Annotated in this window: 15 protein-coding genes; 8 read left to right on the top strand and 7 right to left on the bottom strand. The window is 43.9% G+C overall.

Features of this window, described 5'->3' with window-relative positions:
• Positions 1 to 259: 259 nt before the first annotated feature.
• From ACVBJC_RS19540 to ACVBJC_RS19515, 6 genes are all read right to left on the bottom strand, one after another.
• Positions 260 to 1,531 (bottom strand): O-antigen ligase family protein, encoded by a 1,272-nt coding sequence (locus ACVBJC_RS19540; RefSeq protein ID WP_447162592.1) that lies wholly within the window; start codon positions 1,529 to 1,531, stop codon positions 260 to 262.
• Positions 1,489 to 2,898 (bottom strand): exopolysaccharide biosynthesis protein, encoded by a 1,410-nt coding sequence (locus tag ACVBJC_RS19535; RefSeq protein ID WP_447162591.1) that lies wholly within the window; start codon positions 2,896 to 2,898, stop codon positions 1,489 to 1,491. The genes ACVBJC_RS19540 and ACVBJC_RS19535 overlap by 43 nt, the downstream gene beginning before the upstream one ends.
• A gap of 25 nt (positions 2,899 to 2,923) precedes the next feature.
• On the bottom strand, positions 2,924 to 4,219 hold the full coding sequence (locus tag ACVBJC_RS19530) for a polysaccharide biosynthesis/export family protein (RefSeq protein WP_447162590.1): 1,296 nt from the start codon (positions 4,217 to 4,219) through the stop codon (positions 2,924 to 2,926).
• A 15-nt stretch (positions 4,220 to 4,234) separates the two neighbouring features.
• Positions 4,235 to 4,597 carry an STAS domain-containing protein gene (locus ACVBJC_RS19525; protein ID WP_447162589.1) on the bottom strand — a complete coding sequence of 121 codons (363 nt, stop codon included), beginning with the start codon at positions 4,595 to 4,597 and terminating at the stop codon, positions 4,235 to 4,237.
• A 754-nt stretch (positions 4,598 to 5,351) separates the two neighbouring features.
• Entirely contained in the window at positions 5,352 to 5,741 is a 390-nt protein-coding gene (locus ACVBJC_RS19520; RefSeq protein ID WP_447162588.1) for an ATP-binding protein, read from the bottom strand.
• 10 nt (positions 5,742 to 5,751) lie between these two features.
• A complete protein-coding gene (locus ACVBJC_RS19515; protein ID WP_447162587.1) occupies positions 5,752 to 6,981 on the bottom strand; it encodes a SpoIIE family protein phosphatase in 1,230 nt (409 codons plus the stop codon).
• 196 nt (positions 6,982 to 7,177) lie between these two features.
• On the opposite strand from ACVBJC_RS19515, the gene ACVBJC_RS19510 reads away from it, so the two are divergent.
• From ACVBJC_RS19510 to rfbD, 5 genes are all read left to right on the top strand, one after another.
• Complete coding sequence (locus ACVBJC_RS19510; protein WP_447162594.1) at positions 7,178 to 8,032, top strand: phosphate/phosphite/phosphonate ABC transporter substrate-binding protein; 855 nt, start codon at positions 7,178 to 7,180, stop codon at positions 8,030 to 8,032.
• Complete coding sequence (locus ACVBJC_RS19505) at positions 8,032 to 11,589, top strand: PAS domain S-box protein (RefSeq protein ID WP_447162586.1); 3,558 nt, start codon at positions 8,032 to 8,034, stop codon at positions 11,587 to 11,589. The genes ACVBJC_RS19510 and ACVBJC_RS19505 overlap by 1 nt, the downstream gene beginning before the upstream one ends.
• Positions 11,590 to 11,750: 161 nt before the next feature.
• Complete coding sequence (locus ACVBJC_RS19500; RefSeq protein ID WP_447162585.1) at positions 11,751 to 13,274, top strand: sigma-54-dependent transcriptional regulator; 1,524 nt, start codon at positions 11,751 to 11,753, stop codon at positions 13,272 to 13,274.
• 264 nt (positions 13,275 to 13,538) lie between these two features.
• Positions 13,539 to 14,291, top strand: a complete 753-nt coding sequence (locus ACVBJC_RS19495) for a PHP domain-containing protein (RefSeq protein WP_447162584.1) — start codon at positions 13,539 to 13,541, stop codon at positions 14,289 to 14,291.
• A gap of 46 nt (positions 14,292 to 14,337) precedes the next feature.
• A complete protein-coding gene (gene rfbD, locus ACVBJC_RS19490) occupies positions 14,338 to 15,435 on the top strand; it encodes a dTDP-4-dehydrorhamnose reductase (protein WP_447162583.1) in 1,098 nt (365 codons plus the stop codon).
• 237 nt (positions 15,436 to 15,672) lie between these two features.
• On the opposite strand, the gene ACVBJC_RS19485 is transcribed toward rfbD, so the two are convergent.
• Positions 15,673 to 17,139: a capsule assembly Wzi family protein gene (locus ACVBJC_RS19485; protein WP_447162582.1), complete on the bottom strand. Its 1,467-nt coding sequence runs from the start codon at positions 17,137 to 17,139 to the stop codon at positions 15,673 to 15,675.
• 406 nt (positions 17,140 to 17,545) lie between these two features.
• Here ACVBJC_RS19485 and cysQ point away from each other — a divergent pair, with 406 nt between their 5' ends.
• From cysQ to ACVBJC_RS19470, 3 genes are all read left to right on the top strand, one after another.
• Complete coding sequence (gene cysQ / locus ACVBJC_RS19480; protein ID WP_447162593.1) at positions 17,546 to 18,367, top strand: 3'(2'),5'-bisphosphate nucleotidase CysQ; 822 nt, start codon at positions 17,546 to 17,548, stop codon at positions 18,365 to 18,367.
• A gap of 310 nt (positions 18,368 to 18,677) precedes the next feature.
• Positions 18,678 to 19,568, top strand: a complete 891-nt coding sequence (gene mak, locus ACVBJC_RS19475; RefSeq protein ID WP_447162581.1) for a fructokinase — start codon at positions 18,678 to 18,680, stop codon at positions 19,566 to 19,568.
• Positions 19,569 to 19,855: 287 nt separating this feature from the next.
• The gene (locus tag ACVBJC_RS19470) at positions 19,856 to 20,635 is read left to right on the top strand and encodes a YdcF family protein (RefSeq protein ID WP_447162580.1); all 780 of its coding nucleotides are present in this window, start codon (positions 19,856 to 19,858) and stop codon (positions 20,633 to 20,635) included.
• The last annotated feature ends 287 nt before the right edge of the window (positions 20,636 to 20,922 follow it).

The following is a 20,922-nucleotide window of genomic DNA, read 5'->3' as shown; positions in this document are numbered from 1 at the left end:
TTTGTTTGTGATGGGCTAAAGCCCAACCTACAAAGATGTAGGAAGGCAGTATTTCAAGTTGATGTCTATATTTTGTAAGTCGGCATTTATGCCGTCTATTTATGTATTGGTTTGTTTGTGATGGACTAAAGCCCTGCCTACATCAAGCATAGAAGGTCAAAGCCGGTACTGTTCCGCTGTTGATTTCCTAGCAGCGAAGCGTCCTAGAATCTAGGACCTTGTTTATATAGTCCGTCCTCGCAGTGAGCTTGCGAACGCCCTAGGTCCTAGTCCCTTCCTTTAACCTTCCTTTAGAACCTTCTTTTAAAGCGGCCCCGACAATGACAAGCCCTGGCCAGAACAGGTAGGCAAGGATCTCTAGATTTTCACCAAATGTGTATAAAATCAGCTGCAAGATAATCGCAACGCCAACAGCGCTTAGGCGCGAGCTAAATAGGGTTTTGAGTAGAGCAAGCAGGCTTACAAGTAAAGGAACCGCTAAGGCGATAGCGCCCACAATGCCTTTAACAAACAATAAGCCGTACCAGGTATGATGTGAACCGATTGGCATATATTCAACTAGATGCGGTCCGCGTTCGACAATGCCATGGCCCCATACTACCGCCTCGTTTGCCCAGCGCTCTAGGGCGATATTAGCCAGTTCTTGGCGAACCCGGGTCGAGCCTGCACGGGCAGCTTTAAAAGCCTCTACACTCTGTTGCACCTTGTCGACGACATAAAGACCTGAACCGCCAAGCAGGAGTAATAGCGGGCTGGCAACAAAGTAAATCCAAGGTGAGCGAAACCAACGGATAAACATGAAAAAGCCAATCAGTAGTAGATAGCAGACTAAGGCTAAGCGTGATTGCGATAGCAAGATCATACAAAAGCTGCCCGCAAAGCCATAAAACTTAAATCGTTTAGACTTCTCTTGCAGGGCAAAAGTAAAAAATAGGTTGCCTATCATGCCTAGGGCGGGAGCCCAGGGGGTAAAGAGTCGCCACCTGGGGAGGCCGTTAGCGGGATCAATTTCATATAAGCTGACATTAAAGAACTCTGGGCCTGGGCCACCAATAATACTCAGCGGGGAAGTATAGAGTGTAGCCGGGAGCTTAATGATCCATGCGAGTATGAAGATGGGCAGTAAGATCAGAGTGTGTTTGCACACAATACAACATGCTCGGTAGATAAGCTCGGGACGGATCTTTAGGCTGCCCAATAAAGGAAATATTGCCAACAGCGCCCAGCCTTTGGCCCAACCGATACTCGACTTTATCAGTTTGGCTAGACCTAAGTCGTTTGTTAGGTGACCTATTACCAATGCGAGTAACATGATTGCCATAGCGACAATCCAACAGGCTTGTGTTTTGCTAACGGTATAACTCTGGTGATCCAACAAGGCTCGTTTAACCATGCGCAACAGCAAGATCCACGCTATGACGGGGGCGACCAGATACATGGCGCCTAACAGCCAAAACAGATAGGTGCCAGTGATCGCTCGCCAGATAATTAATTCGTCAGAATTTTCTGGAGTATTGGTTTGCGGATCCATAGCATTACCATTCCTGCAATTAATGAGATCGAAGCTGCAATCCCGCCGACTATTGCTAGCAGGGTACGTAAATTATCGGGTTTCTCGGCTAATGATGGTGGAGCCATCAGTTGCAATAACGGATAGGCTGCGTAGATGTCGGCTTTACCTATGTCCATTTTTGCAAGTGCGGAGGTAAATACAGCGGTAGCGACCTGATGCTCCCGCTGTAGGCCTTCGAGTTTGGCTGCATCATCATTACTGTCGTTGAACCTATGATCCCATGCATGGATCTGATCAGATAGGGCATCAATTCGATGCCTTAGCCCTTCGGCTTTGGTGTTGAGCGATAGCAACTCTTGCATGAGTTGAGCACGGCCGTCTAAGTCATCAGCCGATAGCATTAACATCAAGCGCTTATCATTATAGCCAAGCAGACTTTTACAGCGTTTACTTAGGGCGGCCAGAATAGATAATTGCTCGTTTTGGTAGGTAACAACTTTTGGGTGACGTTTGCCAAACCGACTGCGGTATTCGGCTAGAGTTGCGGTAACATTGGTATAGCTGATAAGAAGTTGCTGGAACAACTGATCATTTTTTAGCGTAAGTAAGCCAGCCGCCTGCTTGGGGGTTAAGCCTAAGTGTATTTCGAGCATTTTCTGGCTGGCTTTCACGCCTTGCAACTCTGAGATGAGATTGACTTTGTTATGTCTAAGTCTTTCCATGGTCAAAGCCAGCTCTTTAAACTGATCGAGTGACACTAGACCATGTGCTGACTGAAACTCGAGTAATTTATTCTGGGTTAAATGCACTTTATTGGCAAAAGTGGCCATGCCTACTCGGATGGCATCCTCACGTTGCTCAATTTCATCTCGGCGCAGCTCAGCTAATAATGCTTGTAAACTATGATAATGTGCCCAGGCTTTTTGCTGTGCGTCTTTGGCTGTTGCGCCTTTTATACTAAATTTCATCATCCCTGTTTGGTTAGGAAGTGTTAGTTTTGGCATGCCAAATTCGCTGCTTTTAAGGTGAAGTGTTTTAGCTGCTGCATTAATAAGGGGCTTACTATTTGCAATAGATTTGTAATTAATTCTAGGGTCGATAGCACTACTTGCATAAGGCGAGTTGGTAGAGCTATTAGCTTGGCCCACACTATCTAGGCTGACTAAGGCGCCGGCACCAGCCCCAGGAAGTATAAGGATCCATTGGCTGATATAGCGACTTGGGCTTAATAGCGTAAATAGCAACACTAAAAGCCAGATAGTCAGCAGCAGTAGCGAGGTAACGATAAGATAGGCACGCTTTCTTTTTTTAGCAGAAATTTGACTACCTGCTACAAAGTAGTGCTTTAACCATAAAAGAGGTCTGTAGGAGTGTTGTGTTGTCATTATAACCTCCTGGTTATGTCACTATTTAAAGCAATTCAAGCAAGGTTGCTGGAACGAGTACTTCGGTAATTGAACGTGCAATCTCTCGGATATTGGTAACGCGAGAGTCATAACAGGCGATCCCATCGCCAGGCATTAAAATGGGATTCATCCCGGTTTCCCACGAGTTCCTGATTAAGTCATCTATTGAGCGTTCAATCACATCGACTTGAGCGGTAAGAGGGTTTTTAGTGATCAGCAATAAATGTCTACTGGCATTAGTCGATTGCGCCCCCCCCACACAGTTGGCTGCAATCGCACCATTTAACAGACGAGTGCCGTAAGGAAATCGAGTTGCTTCAGTATCTACCGCTGATTGGGCGTTACTGGAGGCTGGCTGAGTCAGGTTAGACATAAAGACTCGAATACCCGGCGCGGTGATCTGTGATGGGCGAGCTAAAGCATCATTGAAATAATCATGTTGTGGTACATGAATGTGATCGCCAGACATCAAGGTCATGCTTGGCACAGGATAGCCGTGGATCACGCCGGATAGATCTAGGGTGAAGCTATGTTGGCCTCTGAACACAGTGATCGCTGAGACATTTGCATCAGGGCGAACTCCACCAGATGCTCTGAGCGCAGAAGCTATTGTACGTTGGCCAGCTTGGTCGCCACTGTGGTTACCATCATCATCAATAATTTCTAAGTCGGACTTTTTATTGATCAGGTGTTGACCCGGTTCAAATACGCCTCCCGATACTGTAATTTCAACAGGTGCCCACTTTAAGGGGGTGATGCTTAAACGCACGCTGCTTTTTAGCATAAACTCCTCATCGACAAGATACTGTTGAATAGTGTTTGTTAGCTCTGCAATATCAAGACCTTTCGCGTGAATCGGCTCTAAATAAGGTAGGTAGATATAGCCATCGTTATTGACTTCAACATCACCGCTGAACTCTTCTCCGTTGAGCACCTGGATCTTGAGTCGGTCACCTACAGATAAGCGAATATTTTGCGGAAGATGTAATGCTTGCTGAGATTGTCCTGCATACATTAACCATGTGTTGCTCATTTCAGTATTAGATCTATTTGGGCTAAGGTTTTCAGCTTTGGCGCCCTTTATACTGCGCATATATGGTGTGTCGCGACTATAAAAATGACACTGAGTCATATTGTCATCGCTGTTACCCGCACAGATTTGAGACTCTTCTGGGTGATGGGGGGTAACACAAGCCGAGAGCAATAAACATAGCAAGCCTACGTGGCTTAATGAGCCTAACTTGTGTGAGCCTAGTTTGTGGATATTATTCTTTTTTTGCTTGCTGTGATTGGGAGTCATAACGGCGGCCTCAACTTATATTACGTTTTCATCGGCAAGCTCATTGCAAATGTATTCAATGGCAGCTGTTTCATCTTCATAGATGGAGAAAATTTGATGCAAACGGGTAAGCTCAATGAGTGAACGCACTCCAGCTGTTGGTGAGAGTAGTACAATTTCACCCTCTTCTTTTTCTACGCGTTTTAACGCTGAGATGAGTACTGATAGCCCACTAGAGTCGATGTACTCTACTTGGTGAAGGTCGATAATTAACCGCGTAATCCCTGCATCAATTTGTTGCAAAATTGCAGCTCTGATCGTTGCGGTTTGAGTCATTATCACTTCAACCGGTAGGGTGATTTTACAGGCATTGTTCTGAGGTAATTTGGAGAAAAACATATCGCCATCCTTAAAAATGCACTTGGCATTTTGCTTGGTTATCTGAACAGGTATTAAATTTGTTGGTGGTTACTCATTTTTTTACTTGTGGCTTTTATTTACACATTTATTCTATTTACACATTAAGCTAAGCAACTCTAATGCCAGTTTTTATCTTATTGTATTTATAGGTTTTTATTGTTTTATCAACACAATGACGCAGACAGCTAAGTGATGCTCTTTATTTGCAATGCAAAATGGGAAAGGGCATTAAAGGCTAAGAGGGGGCCACGCTTCGAGGTTAGAGGTTAGAGTGCCAGAGAGCTGAGAGCTGAGAGCTGGGAGCTGGGAGCTAGGAAAAGCTAAGGCTGAATAGAGGAATGGCTGGTGGCCTTACAGTATTCGCAGCGTTCGCAAGCTCACCCACAGAACGCTTCGCTGACGGTAAAAGCTAAGAAGAGCGCTGCGTTTCTAGGAAGTGACTAGGTTTATTAAGCCACAATCCTGGGAGAGTGTCGCTTTGCTCCTGCTAGTGTCTATACAAGCAAACGCGATGGTTATGAGCCGCAAAAGTCAAATAGAGTGAAGGTGGAATAACCGGGGTAAGCCACAGTACAAAGACGAACATGCAAGAGCCGACAAGTTAATTTAAACTTAAAGGTGCTGCTGTTTCGCTTTTGATTTTCCTAGCAGCTAAGCGTCCTCGCAGTGAGCGTGCGAACGTCCTAGGATCTCATTCCTTACACCTCATACCTGTTACCTTTCTTGCTTTACTTTAAACTGCAAGCATCAGTTGTAAGTGGGTGCCAGCAACAGTTTTTTGCATTCGTACACTGTCCATCCAGTTGTTAATTATCCATAGTCCTCGGCCTGATAGTGACTCGGCTGGTGGGCAAGTCTTTGGTGCTTCCAAGGTTTGCTGTGTAGAGTCATCGAGTAGATCGATGGTTATCTTGTGCTCGTCACAATGCAACACGATTATCATGGAGTCCAGCTCTGGGCTTGCATGCATAAATACATTTGAAACCGCTTCTAACACACAGGTGATCACCTTGAATCGTTTCGTATCGGATACCTGATTTTGCAGTAAAAATTGCTCCATCTCTCTGCTGATAGAATGGGTCGTCATGATATTGCTATTTAGATTGAACTGTAAGCTATTCATATGTATTTCCTCACATCTGAGAACCACAATGAGCCGAGCTATTTGTGGATGAGATGAGCATGAGTGATATGTCGTCTTGTGCTTGTTTCTCTTGCCAAAGTTCTGAGCTATAGCAGAGGTAATTTAATAGTTTCTCTGCCGATAGCGATCTTGCATCACGTACATTTTTGAGTAATTTCGGTAAGCCAAAGTTGCCAAACTTACTATGGCGACATTCGTAAATACCATCGGAATAAAGCAAGAGCTGGCAGCCTTGCTCTAAGGTGAATTGTTGGCTTTGATAGTGATATTGCTTACTGATCCCAATGGGGAGTTGGCTACCAATATCTGGATCATCAATAAACTTTGCACCAGTAGGACTAACAAGAATAGGCGAGGGGTGCCCTGCATTGATTAGCTCGATGCTATCGTTTTGGGTGTTTACCATTCCGAGCAGCATGGTAGCGAAGCGCCCGCACTGCTCAGGGTCGTCAAACTCTTGGTTGACCTTGTTGGCAATTTTACATAGATCAAGCGATTGCCAGATCTCCTGATGACAAGATAAGTGGTGCGCTAATGTAAAACTTAACATTGAGGCTGCAGTGCCGTGTCCGCTCACATCCAATAAATAGAAACCGATATGATGTTGACCAATGTTGAAGCATTGAAAAACATCTCCGGCAAGATCTTGAGCCGGTTTAAAAGCGGCGTTGACTCGCCATCCTGCGGTTAAATCGGTATTTTTAGGCAGTAAGGCTCGTTGTAATTGAGCGGCAGTAGAGAGATCTTGTTTTAGTTTACTTAGATAATCTTGCTCTCTTATTAACATTTGGTTCAATGCTGCATTCTGGCGTTCTAACGCTTGTTGCATCTCGATAATGCGCAGCCCCGCAAGGATCCTGACTTTTAACACGCCAGTGTGAAAGGGTTTAGCGATAAAGTCATCGGCTCCAGACTCGATTCCTTCGATGATGTGTGCGTTTTGATTATTACTGGTAAGCAATATGGTATATGGCGAACAGGGCATTGATTTTATTTTCTGACACAGCTCAATACCACTGGTGGTGGGCATCATCCAGTCGGTGATAACTATATCGACATGTTCCAGCTGGATCTGTGCTATCGCTGCTTTGGCATTAGAGAAACCTTGGGCTTTAAATCCCATTGCATCGAGTAACTGCAGTAGCAAGCAACGCTCACTATCGCTGTCTTCCACAAGGATGATTTTATAGTGCCTGTTAAGCTCAGAAGATAAAGGCATCGTCTTCCTCTTGGATTGAAATTGCTAGGGGTGTTACATCAAAGCAAGCTTTATGCCAGACAACCGAAAGCTATTTACCGTTAATTTTTTAGTTGGTTGGCACAAGGATTGCTGATTACTGTAAATAACTATTTAGTTAACTAAATAGTTAGCAACTCAATGTGTTTAAAAATAGGGATATAAGCGAATGCCTTTAATGCCATTGTTTACTAAAGTTATTGTTTTATATTGGGTTATTTTTATATCTTGCTATAGCGCCATAGCAATGGCTGCAGATGTAGCGCCTAGGGTGTTGACGTTTGGCGTTGTGCCACAACAGGCAGCGAGTACTTTGGCAAGAGGCTGGGCTCCGGTTTTAGCTGAGTTGTCGCAAAATGCAAAGCTTAATTTGCAATTTGCAACAGCGCCGGATATTCCCACTTTTGAAATGCGTTTAGCAAATGGTGAGTACGATATTGCTTATATGAATCCATATCATTTCACGGTATTTAGCGCATCCCCTGGCTATATCGCCTTAGCAAAGGAACAAGATAAATACATCAAAGGTCTTATTGTTGTAAATAAAGACTCCAAAATAACCAAGCTTGCTGATCTTAAGGGCAAATCACTTGCCTTTCCGGCTCCCGCAGCTTTTGCTGCGAGCGTGATTCCTCGCGCGATTTTAAAACAGCAAGGTATTGTTCATAGCACTAAGTATGTGGGGTCACATGATTCTGTATATCTTGCGGTGGCTCAGGGGCTTGTGGATGCTGGCGGCGGCGTGGGGCGTACATTTAACAATATGGATAGTGATGTCACTGAAAAGCTAAAGGTCTTATGGAGCACTCCCGGCTACACTCCTCATGCTATTGCTACCCACCCGCGAGTATCTCGAGAACTTCGACAAGTACTACTCAGTGAGTTATTAGCGCTTTCAACAACGAGCAAAGGGCGCTCACTATTAGAGGGCTTGGGTTTTAAAGGGATGGAGGCTGCAGCAAGTGGCGATTGGGATGATGTGCGTGCGTTAGCGTTAAGTGAGCTTAACGCGCCGTTAAAGGAGATCCAATAGTGTCATTTCGAATAAAGACTATTTTAGGGATCGGAATAATCGAAGGTTTGCTGTTAATGTTGCTGGTCTATACCAGTGTTGATTATTTAAAAACCTCAAACCAAACCGAAATTGAAAAGCGAGCCAGCTCTACCGCGTCACTTTTTGCTGCTGCCGCAAAAGATGCGGTGATTAGCAGTGATCTATCCACTCTCCATGTCCTTGCTAACGAGCTACTGACAACGTCTCAGGTTCTCTACGTTAATATTTATGACCAAAACCGACTCTTGGTGAGTGCCGGCAGAATGAACGGTGAGGCTAATGGCTCACTAGACAGTGGGATAGCGAATGTTGATGACGGTATTCTCGATATTGAAAGGAGCATACAAGAATCAGGCTTTAGTTATGGCAAAGTAGAATTAGGATTTGATACGGCCCAATTAGATAGTTTTATTACTGATGCTAGAACACGTTTTTTGGCTATTGCAGCCGTAGAGATGTTCTTAGTAGCCCTCTTTTCTTGGTTGTTAGGCCACTATTTAACCCGCAATTTGGCACAGCTTAAAGCTGCATCGCAGCGAGTTTTGCAGGGGGAGTCACAAGTGCAGATCCCTGTTAACAGTGATGATGAAATTGGCAAAGCCATGTTTGCATTTAATCAAATGGTCAAGAAAATAGCGGATAAAACCCAAGCGTTAGAGAGTGCAAATACTCGACTGAATACCATTTTGCAGACCGCCGTTGATGGTTTTTTTATTGTCGACCAAAAAGGGATAATAAAGGACGTAAACCCCGCTGTTAGCCGCCTTTTCGACTATAGCTCGTCAGATCTTATCGGTAGGAATGTGTCATTGTTAATGCCACCAAATGAACGGCAGCTTCATGATGGCTATATTCGGGATTACTTAGATGGAGGTGAAGCAACGATAATAGGCAAAGGTAGAGAGTTAATTGCACAGAAAAAAGGTGGCAGCCTTTTTTCAATTGAACTTTCAATTTCAACAATGTGTATTGACGACGAAGTGCTATTTTTGGGGCTTGTAAAGGATGTCAGTGATGTAAAGCAAGCCCAGCTAGCAGCGCAAAGGACTGAGTCGATTTTATTAGCCACATTAGAGGGAAGTAAAGACGCGCTGATCACCATTGATACCGCAGGGAAAATCCAGGAGGTGAATAATGCAGCATGTCTACTGTTTAAACTGCATACACGCCAGATGGTTGGGCAACCGATAGGGAGTACCATCTTTACTGGGGAAGAACTCCAACACTTTGAGCATTTTTTTGAGCAATACATTACGCCTGTTCAAGCTACGAGCGTTAAGCATTCAATACAGACAAAAGCGATACGTTCGGATGGTGAAATGGTTGCAATTGAACTGACACTAATTCCAGTACAGCTCGGACAGGAGATGTTATTTACAGCGTTTGTTCGCGATATTTCACAACGTATTAAGTATGAGGCACAGCTTAAATTTGCCAAAGAGCAGGCGGAGTTGGGGAGTGAAGCAAAATCTCGATTTTTAGCGACCATGAGTCATGAGATCCGTAGCCCGCTCAATGCGGTATTGGGGAGTGTGGATTTATTATTGGACTCGAGTTTGAATAAAGAGCAGCGTATTTACGCCAATACAACCAAAGAAGCTGGGACGGCATTATTGAGCACTATTAATGATATTTTGGATTTCTCTAAAATCGAAGCCGGCCAGATGGTACTGGAAGAGAGCGTATTCTCACCAGCAAAATTAGCGGCGCAAGTTCTACAGGTTTTATCGCCAAAAGCTCAAGACAAGGGGATCGCTCTCGCCAGTTTTATAAACAAAAACGTGCCAGAAACCGTACTTGGTGACGGACAAAGACTCAGGCAGGTGCTGCATAATTTAATCGACAATGCGATTAAATTCTCTTCTGGTGGCTGTGTTGCCATTGAAATGCAGCTAGCAGCCCCCGGTAATGATGAGACTCGCTTGTATTGCAAAGTCTCAGATCAAGGGATTGGTATTATTGAGGCCGCTCAAGCGACATTATTTGAAGAGTTTAGCCAAGTACATGATTCTCACAATACAAATTATAGCGGTACGGGGTTAGGTTTAGCTATTTGTGCCGAGATTATTGCACAGATGGGAGGCAGCATTGGGGTTAATAGTCAACAAGGAAAGGGGAGCTGTTTTAGTTTTGATCTGTTACTTAAGCGCGATTGCAGTGCAACCCCCGCAGTGAATATCGTATCTCCCCACTCTCGAGTGCTTTTAGTACATCCAAACGATACGTATAGTCAGTTAGTGCAAAGGCAATATAACCAGTATGGGGTGACGACCGTTTGTGTTGACAGCATTGATTGCATATTCAGCTCGTTACAGAACCAAGAACGGTTTGATCTGATTTTGATTGACGAACACTGTCTATTTGATTTGAGTGTTGCGCAGGCTAATGAGCTAAAACAGGATTATTTATGCGAACAAGGTTTGATGGCTGCATTAATGACAGTGGTTGTGCCAGAAGCTTCTAAAATCTTAAAAGAGGTTGGTGTAGAGCAGGTTATTAATAAGCCCTTGAGCCGAGACATGATGTTAGCAGCGCTAATGGGTGAGCATGAACTAGCGTCTAAGGACGTGCAGAGTAAACCGACTACCATTGCCAATAAGCAGGTACATCTGCCTATTTTACTGGCCGAGGATAGTCCGGCCAATCAGATTGTTGCCAGTGCATTATTGAGTAAAGCAGGTTTCAGAGTGGAGATTGCAAACAACGGTATTGAAGCATTGGAGATGGCTAGGCGCAAAGAGTATGGGCTTATCTTAATGGATATGAGAATGCCCGAGATGGATGGTATCGAGGCGACTCAGAAGATATTGTGTTTTAATCCTAATCAAGCCGTTGTTGCGATGACTGCGAATGTACAAAAAGAAGATGTTGAACTGTGTATGAAGGCTGGCATGAAAGACTTTGTGCCAAAGCCGGTAAATCGAGATAATTTAGTTCAGGTTGTTAATCAATGGATTGTGCCTGCTGCCGATAAGGCTATGCTTAAGTCTGTCGTCGGGGCAGCGTTAGGGGGGCAATGCGTAGTAACCTCTTCGGTGAGTGTTTCTAATAAATCGGACTCAATGGTTCAATCGAAAGTACAAAAATCGATTGAGCCAGAACTAAAACCAGAACTAAAAGTAAGCCAGCAACAAGATAAATATCAGAGCGGTAACAGCAATGAGGTGCGAATGACCATTATTGACGAGAAAACACTGGATGATCTCAACGGTATGCTAGGTGAAGAAGCCATGCAACGCATGTTTATGGTTTTTTTAACTGAAGCGCAAGATAGGCTGAACACGTTAAAAGTCATCGCATCTAGCTATAAAAGCGGTAAAGATTTTGCGTTAGCAGAAATAGACCTACAGGCACACACACTTAAAAGTAGTGCTGGCAGCTTTGGTGCATTGGCACTCTCAGAGGTGGCTAAAAACCTAGAGTTAAGTGCTAAGGCAGAGGATTTACAGCAAGTTGCCACTTTACTGGATGAGGTTATAGAGGTAGGCGGACAAACGCTCAGTTTATTTCAGCAACGCTTTGGAGCAATATCTTAAGGAGGATTAACTGCTAAACTTACATATGATTAAATTTTATTAAATCTTAAGAATCAAACGCAAACGGTAAAACCCTGTTTGATTTATGTGATACCTTGTTGTTAATGATGTTGAACGACCTTTCCCCCATCTCGACTTCAATATTTATAGGCTGACTTTATATGGATATAACGAGCTCATTTACCACATTGCTAGTTGAAGACAGTATGTCGCTCGGCGCGTTATATACTGAATATCTGCGAGCAGAGGGAGCGAGGGTAACTCATGTTAATCATGGGGAAGATGCCCTGAATGAACTGAAACAATGGCAACCTGATTTGTTGGTGCTCGATATTCAACTACCTGATATGTCAGGAATGGATATTTTGGAAACCGTTCAGCAAGCATATCCAGATATCACTGTCATTATGATCACCGCCCACGGCACAATTGATATTGCTGTTGATGCAATGCGTTTGGGGGCATTTGATTTTCTTGTTAAACCATTTGATGCGAAACGTTTATCAATCACCGTTAGGAACGCCTTGAAGCAGCGTCAGCTTGTCAATCTGGTGGCAAAATATGAGAGCAGTTTACCTAAACCGCACTATATGGGATTCATCGGTGAGTCACTGGCAATGCAAACGGTTTATAAAACCATAGATTGCGTTGCGAACAGTAAAGCTTCAGCGTTTATCATTGGGGAAAGCGGAACCGGTAAAGAAGTATGTGCGCATGCTATCCATAACGCGGGCAAACGCCGAGAAGGGCCTTTTGTGGCATTAAATTGTGCTTCAATTCCTAAAGATTTGATTGAAAGTGAGATTTTTGGGCACACTAAAGGGGCATTTACCGGAGCGATTGCCAATAGAGATGGCGCAGCGACCCGAGCTCATAATGGGACGTTATTTCTAGATGAGATCTGCGAGATGGATCTTGAACTACAAAGTAAGCTATTACGCTTTATTCAAACTGGCGTATTTCAGCGTGTAGGTGGCACTAAAGAAGAAAAAGTCGATGTACGCTTTGTTAGCGCAACTAATCGGGTACCCTGGGAAGAGGTTAAAGCTGGGCGCTTTAGAGAAGATCTGTTTTATCGACTGCATGTTATCCCTATCGAGCTGCCGCCATTAAGAATGCGGGGTAAAGATATCTTATTACTTGCAGCTAACTTACTTAAAGAATACAACAAGGAAGAGGGAAAGGGGTTTAAAGGCATAAGTAGTGATGCTAAGCAGTGTTTAAAGTCTTATCAATGGCCGGGTAATGTTAGGCAACTGCAAAATGTTATCAGGCAGATAGTGGTATTAAACGATAGCGAGTTGGTCGAGCTTGATATGTTACCGATACAAGTGACCACAGCCCTAGAAGCTCAGCCTGCAGAAACTTCAAAAGCTATTCAACACGCGGTTCAACAGAAGAATAGCCCCCCGGTTGGGGCGCCGCATTCAGCCCCCGCCTCTTTTCTTGACGGTATTGAGCAACCAGAGTTTGTTTCTACTGAACATTTTTCAGAAAAAACGTCAGAGACAAATAGCGATGATATTGTACCACTATGGCTCACAGAGAAGCAGACAATCGAGAATGCGATAGCCTTATGTAAGGGTAATGTGCCTAAAGCTGCGGCCTTGCTGGATATCAGCGCATCAACCATTTATCGTAAACGCCAAACATGGGATGAATTAGAAAATAGCTTAAGCCATTAAGCCATTTGGGCTACTTGAAGCAAAGTAACAGCTTGTGACTTTTTTAACTCAATAAACGTTATAGACCATTAATGATTTAGACATGATGTGTTGAGCATGGATAGGTTTGAGCATGGATAGGTTTGAGCATATAGATAACGCGCATACTTAGTGGGCACTTATATATCAGTGAGCTTATGTTACCGATAGAGCTATCTTAACGAAAAGAGTAGACTGGCAGTCTACTCTTTTTTTGTTTGAACCTTTTGTACAGAAGAGACTGAAATGAAATATCTTGTTGATACCCATACTCATACAATTGCTTCAACCCATGCATACAGTACCTTGCAAGAATATATTGCGATGGCGAAACATAAGGGGATAAAACTATTTGCTTGTACAGATCATGGCCCTGATATGGCCGATGCGCCCCATTTTTGGCATTTTGTAAACTTGCGGGTATTACCTAGAATGGTTGATGGCGTGGGTATTTTACGAGGTATCGAAGCTAATATTAAAAATGTGGTCGGTGAAATAGACTTCTTTGGCGATTACTTACAAGAATTAGATATTGTTTTAGCTGGTTTTCATGAGCCTGTTTTTGCGCCAAGCAATAAAGAAAATCATACCACAGCATTGATTAACTGTATTAACAGTGGTCATGTTGACATCATTACTCATCCTGGAAATCCGGCGTATCCTATCGATATCAATGCAGTTGCTAAAGCTGCAGCTGAAAGTAATGTAGCGCTTGAGATTAATAACTCTTCTTTTTTAACCTCTCGAAAAGGTAGCGAGCATAATTGCTTGGCAATTGCTAAAGCGGTTAAAGACGCTGGCGGGTTGTTAGTAATGGGCTCTGACTCTCATGTGGCATACAGCTTGGGCGATTTTACACAGGCTGAGCTGATCATCGAGCAAGCTGATTTTCCTCTAGATAGGCTACTGAACCGGAGTCCTGAGGCGCTATTAGCGTTTCTATCATCACGAGGCCATGGCTCGTTAGATGAGTATTCAGTGTTACTCGAAAAATCTTGATCAAACTAAAACTAAAACTAAAAATAGAAGAGATTATCAAAACAAGATGCGAATTCTTATCACGGGTGCAGCTAGTCAATTAGCGCAGGCGTTATTGTCTATAGCAGAGCTTACGCAAGTGAATATTGCACAGCGCACGGCTGCTCAACAAATATTGCAGACCTTATTGCCAGAAGTGAGTGAATGTTTAGACCCCAGCGATGCCGTGATAGGGCTTTGTCGTCAGCAGCTAGATATTTGCGATATTGATTCAATTCGCACGGCCTTTGATACTTACAAGCCTGATGTGGTGATTAATTGCGCCGCCTATAACCGTGTTGATCAGGCAGAGTTAGATATTGAAAAAGCGATGTCTGTTAATGCTAATGGCCCTAAGTTAATTGCGAGTGAATGTCATAGCCGAAACATTTGTATGGTGCATATCTCGACCGATTTTGTGTTTGACGGTGTACTCAAACGCCCATACGTAGAGCAAGATCCTGCGGCGCCACTGTCTATCTATGGCAAGAGTAAACTCGAAGGTGAGCGCTGGGTAAGTGATATCTTAGGCTTTAAGGCTAAGGTTATTCGTACCTCCTGGCTATACAGTTGTAGGGGGCATAACTTTGTCAAAACTATGCAGGGATTGTTTAAAGTAAAAGATAAGTTAGCTGTCATTGCTGATCAATATGGCAGCCCAACCTGGTGTGAAGCATTAGCTGTAATGATTTTAAAGCTAGTAAAACAAACACAAACACAAACAATGGGCTCAAAAGTCAATATTAGCCGGCTGACCGAGAATTCTGGGGCAGGTGTGTGCAACCTGTATCATTATGCTGGTGGGGCAAGTTGTTCTTGGTTTGAGTTGGCAGGTGAAATTCAGCGGTTAACGCTCAGCTTCTCTGAGCTTGAATCTGAGCCTGAACAAGAGCCTGAATCTGGACTGGAAGTGAATATAAGGTCGTGCAAAATAGAGCCTATTAGCACATTAGCTTGGCAAGCATTGCATAAGGGGTGTATCGCCCAAAGGCCACATCAAAGCGCCTTGAGTGCACAGAAGTTATGTCAACAATTAGATATAAAGCCTGAAAGCCTACTTAGGGCTTCATGGCAAGAGCAGTTACACGCTATGATTAAGGAACAAAACTTGCGAGGCAGGTTTTAGGAAAAACAGATCCTAGGTAAGGGCAAATACGGTAACAGCTGAGACGGAAAAGTAACAGCATGAACGAGCTAGAAGGTTTAAGGGGTTTCTGTATCGCTTTTGATTTTCCTAGTAGGACGCAGTCCGTCCTCGGAGCGAAGCGTCCTAGAACCTAGAGCCTTGTTTTTATTGGCTCTAGGCCGTCCTCGAAGTGAGCCCGTGAACGGCCTAGAGCCTAGAATAGAAGTTTTCTAAATACTAGAAAGTTCTTTCCCAGCCAGCGTAAATCGTTGTATCCCAGTCATGACCACCCGAAGTCACATATTGACTGTAACCAACCGTGCCACCGACTTTTAATGTTCCTTGATAGAAAGGTCTGTGATAACTGGTATCAAACTGATAAACGCGCTCGTACTCGCCTGGTGATACAGGGTTACCACCAATACCAATATTTGCATCTGTCCCGTCAGTATTGAGTCTTAACCAACGGAATTTATTGCTGATGTTTTGTCCGCCGCCCAGCTGTGTAATTCCGCCAACCACTAAGGTAGTGGCATCATTGTCATAGGTACTACCTAGACTGCGACCATAATAACGGTAACCATTTTTATAAAATCCATGCTCATATAAGCAGTTGTATGCATCAGGGTCAATACCACAAGCGACTTGTGTGTCGGAGTACTCAACAAAGACTCGGGTATTAAGGTCGGCGAAAAAGAAGTCAACACCGCCCAAGTTGGCCGAGTTGATCAGCTTATTCTTACCGTTGTGGTAGTCTTCGTGTATACGCTCGTAGTAGATACCGTATGGAATACCAAATGCCGTATCAGACCAGCGGAAATCGTAACCAGCCAACATGTTTTCTTGGCCGTTTTCAATTTCACCTTCAGTCATTCCGCCATTAAATAGGCCATCCCACCAGTCACCTAGACTGTTACCGTAACCTTCGCCACCCCACTGCATAGTCCATGAAAAACCGACTTCTAGCTTAGAAATAGGTCGTAATGTTCCGCGAGCGCCCCAATGTTTGGTGTCAGGCACGTAACGGTCACTTTCCATCTGGCTAAACGACGTCGTAAAGGTCCAAGGACCAATCCAGTTTAGCCACGGTGTGTCGAATGCTTGGCTGTTGTTACGGCTTAGCGTCATTCCTGGCATAGGTCTAGCGTTGGTAGTTTGAATAAGACCACTATCCCAACCTGGTCCCCAGTACTTTTGCTGGGCGCCAGCACTGACAATCCAATTACCTAACATGACAGCAGCAAAGCTATTATCTAAACGAGTACTGTTACCGTCGATAGGATCTAAATGATAACTTGCTGATAGACGGCCACTAAACCAATCTTTAGTGACTTCAGCTGATACTGCTGCTTCTGCTTTATCACGATAGTCTTGGCCAAAACCAATAAAGCGTGTGGTATCTGAGCCTCCAGCAAGTTCTATCTTGCTGCTCATGCCACGATGGTCATGATCATAAGCACGACTGACTCTATCGAATGCATCGCGCTGTTGGCTAGATAGAGCTGCTTGATCGGCTTTATCCATATCTTGCTTCAAGCCTGCCCACATTAGCGGGTAGGTGGTAATTGGCTGCACAATGACACCGGTATCAGACAGCAATTGAATATCAGCTCTTAGGGGTAAGTCAGTCGGTTCAACCCACCAGGCCGCTTGCACTGAGCTGCAACCAAGCAGTAATAATCCAGATAATAATTTGAGTTTCATAGCGTTCCCTTTTATCAATGGGGCGCATTTTAGAGGAATTCACTGCAGGCAGAAAGGATTAACAAAGGTGAATCGATAAATAGACACAAAGTGTGACATATAAAGCAAAGATGGTTAAAGCCAGTTACGGTATACGGAACGTTCGCAGCCTCACTTACAGAACGCTTCGCTAACGTTTTAAAGCATAGAAGGTCCTAGGTTCTGGGAAAGGCTGGTTCTAGGTTAAAGCAAAGACGGTATAAGCTGAGACAGTAAAATCTAAAGCGGAAGGGCCGAGAGTTGCTGAGCTTGCGAACGTCCTAAAACCTATTACCATTCGCCTTAGTCTGTTTTAGACATAGAATGATTATTTGGTTATTAATTTCAATCGAAAAATACTGGCATAATACGTTTATTAAGCTGACAAATTATAGAGATACAGACATTGCCTAAAATATTTGAACCACAGTGGTTAGCGTCGATTCAGGATATCGCGATAGAAGCTGGCGATGCCATTATGGCTATTTATGCTAAAGATGATCTTGGGGTGATAACGAAAGCTGATGATAGTCCGGTAACTGCTGCCGATTTGGCGAGTCATCAGGTCATTGTACAAAGATTAAAACAATTAACGCCCGATATTCCTGTTATGTCAGAAGAGTCGACTAATATCGACTGGCAAGAAAGACGACACTGGCAGTCTTATTGGCTGATTGATCCGCTAGATGGTACAAAAGAGTTTATAAAACGTAATGGTGAATTTACGGTTAATATTGCATTTATTCAAAACCATAGAGCCGTTGCTGGGGTGGTTTATGCTCCCGTGTTGGACAAATGTTTTTATGGCTCATTAGGATCCGGAGCCTGGTTGCAGCAGGCTGGTAGCACAAGGCCGTTAACTAAAGTGAGTCAGTCGACATCGGTCATACCTAGAATTGTCGGCAGTCGCTCACATGTCAGCCCAGGATTACAAGCTTACCTGCAAGAGATTGGTGAGCATGAAATGACAAGTGTAGGCAGTTCACTCAAATTTTGTTTGTTAGCTGAAGGCGAAGCAGATATTTATCCCCGTTTAGGTTTAACGAGTGAGTGGGACACCGCAGCGGCTCAAGCTGTGTTAGAAAGTGCGGGTGGTAAAGTGATGCAATATGACACTGATGTCCCTCTAGATTACAATCAAAAAGAGGATATTTTGAATCCTTACTTTATTGCTTATGCCCCCCATTGGGATAAAAACAAACAGGCTTGATGAGTTGTGCCTTGGTGAACCTTATTTAAGTGAACAGTGCTTTGGCGAGAGGTGCCTAAGTGAATAGTGTCTAGTTGAGAGATGCTTAGGTGAACATGGCCTAGGCACTGCAGTATCTAGATGAGCGCTTACTAATAATATAAACATAAAAATTAGTGCGTTATTTAGACTTTTTAGAGTAAGGGATACCAATAATATATTCATTGAATGTGGTTACAGGTAGGCTCAATAGCTGCCCTATTCGTTGAAGTGATAGACCAAAATCGATTGCTAACTATGGCATAAAGACAAACATTTTGAAGGGGAAAACATGTTGCGAATAGGCGTAGATCTTGGTGGTACAAAGATAGAGGTTGTAGCACTGAGTGAGCGGGGCGAGGAGCTTTTTCGTAAACGAGTACCAACACCTCGAGAATATAACGCAACGCTCGATGCAATCGAACGTTTAGTTTTTGAGGCTGAGCAATTGCTTGGCGAAAAAGGGAGTGTGGGGGTGGGGATCCCTGGTGTGGTATCACCCTTTTCAGGTTTAGTTAAAAATGCTAATTCCACATGGATTAACGGACATCCTCTAGATATTGATCTAGGTAAACGTTTAAGCAGAGAAGTCAAAGTGGCAAATGATGCCAACTGTTTTGCAGTTTCCGAAGCTATAGATGGCGCAGCTGCCGGTAAGAGTATGGTTTTTGGAGTGATAATTGGCACCGGATGCGGCGCGGGCATTGCAATTAATGGCAAAGTGCATAGTGGTGGCAATGGGATCGGCGGCGAATGGGGCCATAATCCATTACCCTGGATGAGCGCTGAAGAATTTAATTCAACCAATTGTTTTTGCGGTAATCAAGACTGTATCGAGACGTTTATTTCAGGAACTGGCTTGGTGCGAGACTACCAGCTTTATGGTGGCTTGGCCGCAACGGGTAGTGATATTGCCCTACTTATGAGGGAGGGTGACGCGCTCGCTAGTGCGGCCTTCGAACGCTATATAGATAGACTCGCCCGCTCTCTAGCCCATGTCATCAATCTACTGGATCCTGATATCATAGTGCTAGGTGGTGGGGTATCTAACATTGATGCTATTTATCCATTACTGCCAGAATTGTTATCCAAATATGTACTCGGTGGTGAGTGTCGCACACCGGTGGTACAAAATGTCTATGGCAGTTCTTCAGGAGTGCGCGGCGCGGCTTGGTTGTGGTGATACTAGGTTGCTAAGGTTTAAGCTGATTGTCATTTTCTCTGTTTTTGTGTTGGTTATTCTGAGGTTCTAAGACTCGCAGTCTTATGTTATTGACTCGTCCGTAATATTGAGCTCTGTTTTTGGGCGATAGCTGGTTTTTAGACAGAGGGAGAGTCGCGATGCGATCAAGAGACGTATTTATAGATCGCGAGATACATAATGAATATCAATTAGTGCTGAATAAAATTAATGAAGAGAATAGCATGCTACACTTTTGAGACATTTCTCTTCACTAGGCAATCGTTACAATGTTTTGGTTAAAAAAGATTATCTCTCAGCTGTTTATGCCAATACCTATGGTGCTGTTGCTTATAGCACTGGCTTATTTAGTGATGCGTAACCGTCGGTCATCAAAAAACTTACTGATGATCGCAGCTATTTTGCTGATAGTGTTAAGTAGTAGCTGGGGAAGTAATTGGTTAATCGCGCCGCTAGAAGATCAATATCTGGTAAATAACCAACCTATTGGCAAAGGTTGCTTAGTGATGGTTTTAGGCAGTGGCCATGATGAAAACCCGAACTTAACCGCAGTACAGCAGCTTTCAAATACAGCCCTTGCGAGATTAACGGAGGGGGTGCGCCAGTTATCATTGGGGCGAGAGTGTAAACTGGTGGTCAGTGGCTGGAGTGGAGGACTATCTTCACGCTCACATGCCGAGATAATGTTTGATGCTGCAGTTGAATTAGGGGTTGCTCCTGAGTCCATTATTAAGTTTCCTTTAGCGCAAGATACCATCGAAGAAGCGCAATTTATGAAATGGGAAGTCGCGGAGGCACCGTTTCGTTTAGTGACTTCGGCAAGCCATATGCCAAGAGCTATGGCAATTTTTACCAATGCAAAGCTGAATGTTAGTGCTGCACCGACAGATTTTGCTCAAAGAGAGACTTACTGGTGGCGTTTTGATGCACAGAGCCTGTTAAATTCCCAGCGTGCGATTCATGAGTATATGGGATTACTGTGGTTCAAGCTTAAACATGCAAAAGAAGGGCGTAGGATCGAGGAAAAGCAGGTTCTAGGTACAAGCTGAGACGGAATGGCCTGTAGCCTTGCGATTTACGGAACGTTCGCTGGCTCATTTACGGAAAAACACCTTAACCATTGTAGGTTGGCATTTATGCCGTCAAGTCTTTGAGAAGGTCCTAGGTGCTTGGAAAAGCAGGTCCTAGGGAAAGCAAAGACGGAAAAGTAGAATGGCCTGCGGCCTTACGATTTACGGAACGTTCGCTGGCTCATTTATGGAAAAACACCTTAACCATTGTAGGTTGGCATTTATGCCGTCAAGTCTTTGAGAAGGTCCTAGGTGCTTGGAAAAGC

It is taken from the genome of Shewanella sp. 0m-6 (assembly GCF_052977325.1).
This window is presented reverse-complemented; position numbering and strand designations above follow the sequence as displayed.

What these genes read in the sequence shown, in the direction of transcription:
- ACVBJC_RS19540 (WP_447162592.1), bottom strand. Translation starts at nt 1,531, where the DNA reads ATGGATCCGCAAACCAATACTCCAGAAAATTCTGACGAATTAATTATC.
- ACVBJC_RS19535 (WP_447162591.1), bottom strand. Translation starts at nt 2,898, where the DNA reads ATGACAACACAACACTCCTACAGACCTCTTTTATGGTTAAAGCACTAC.
- ACVBJC_RS19530 (WP_447162590.1), bottom strand. Translation starts at nt 4,219, where the DNA reads ATGACTCCCAATCACAGCAAGCAAAAAAAGAATAATATCCACAAACTA.
- ACVBJC_RS19525 (WP_447162589.1), bottom strand. Translation starts at nt 4,597, where the DNA reads ATGTTTTTCTCCAAATTACCTCAGAACAATGCCTGTAAAATCACCCTA.
- ACVBJC_RS19520 (WP_447162588.1), bottom strand. Translation starts at nt 5,741, where the DNA reads ATGAATAGCTTACAGTTCAATCTAAATAGCAATATCATGACGACCCAT.
- ACVBJC_RS19515 (WP_447162587.1), bottom strand. Translation starts at nt 6,981, where the DNA reads ATGCCTTTATCTTCTGAGCTTAACAGGCACTATAAAATCATCCTTGTG.
- ACVBJC_RS19510 (WP_447162594.1), top strand. Translation starts at nt 7,178, where the DNA reads ATGCCATTGTTTACTAAAGTTATTGTTTTATATTGGGTTATTTTTATA.
- ACVBJC_RS19500 (WP_447162585.1), top strand. Translation starts at nt 11,751, where the DNA reads ATGGATATAACGAGCTCATTTACCACATTGCTAGTTGAAGACAGTATG.
- ACVBJC_RS19495 (WP_447162584.1), top strand. Translation starts at nt 13,539, where the DNA reads ATGAAATATCTTGTTGATACCCATACTCATACAATTGCTTCAACCCAT.
- rfbD (WP_447162583.1), top strand. Translation starts at nt 14,338, where the DNA reads ATGCGAATTCTTATCACGGGTGCAGCTAGTCAATTAGCGCAGGCGTTA.
- ACVBJC_RS19485 (WP_447162582.1), bottom strand. Translation starts at nt 17,139, where the DNA reads ATGAAACTCAAATTATTATCTGGATTATTACTGCTTGGTTGCAGCTCA.
- mak (WP_447162581.1), top strand. Translation starts at nt 18,678, where the DNA reads ATGTTGCGAATAGGCGTAGATCTTGGTGGTACAAAGATAGAGGTTGTA.
- ACVBJC_RS19470 (WP_447162580.1), top strand. Translation starts at nt 19,856, where the DNA reads ATGTTTTGGTTAAAAAAGATTATCTCTCAGCTGTTTATGCCAATACCT.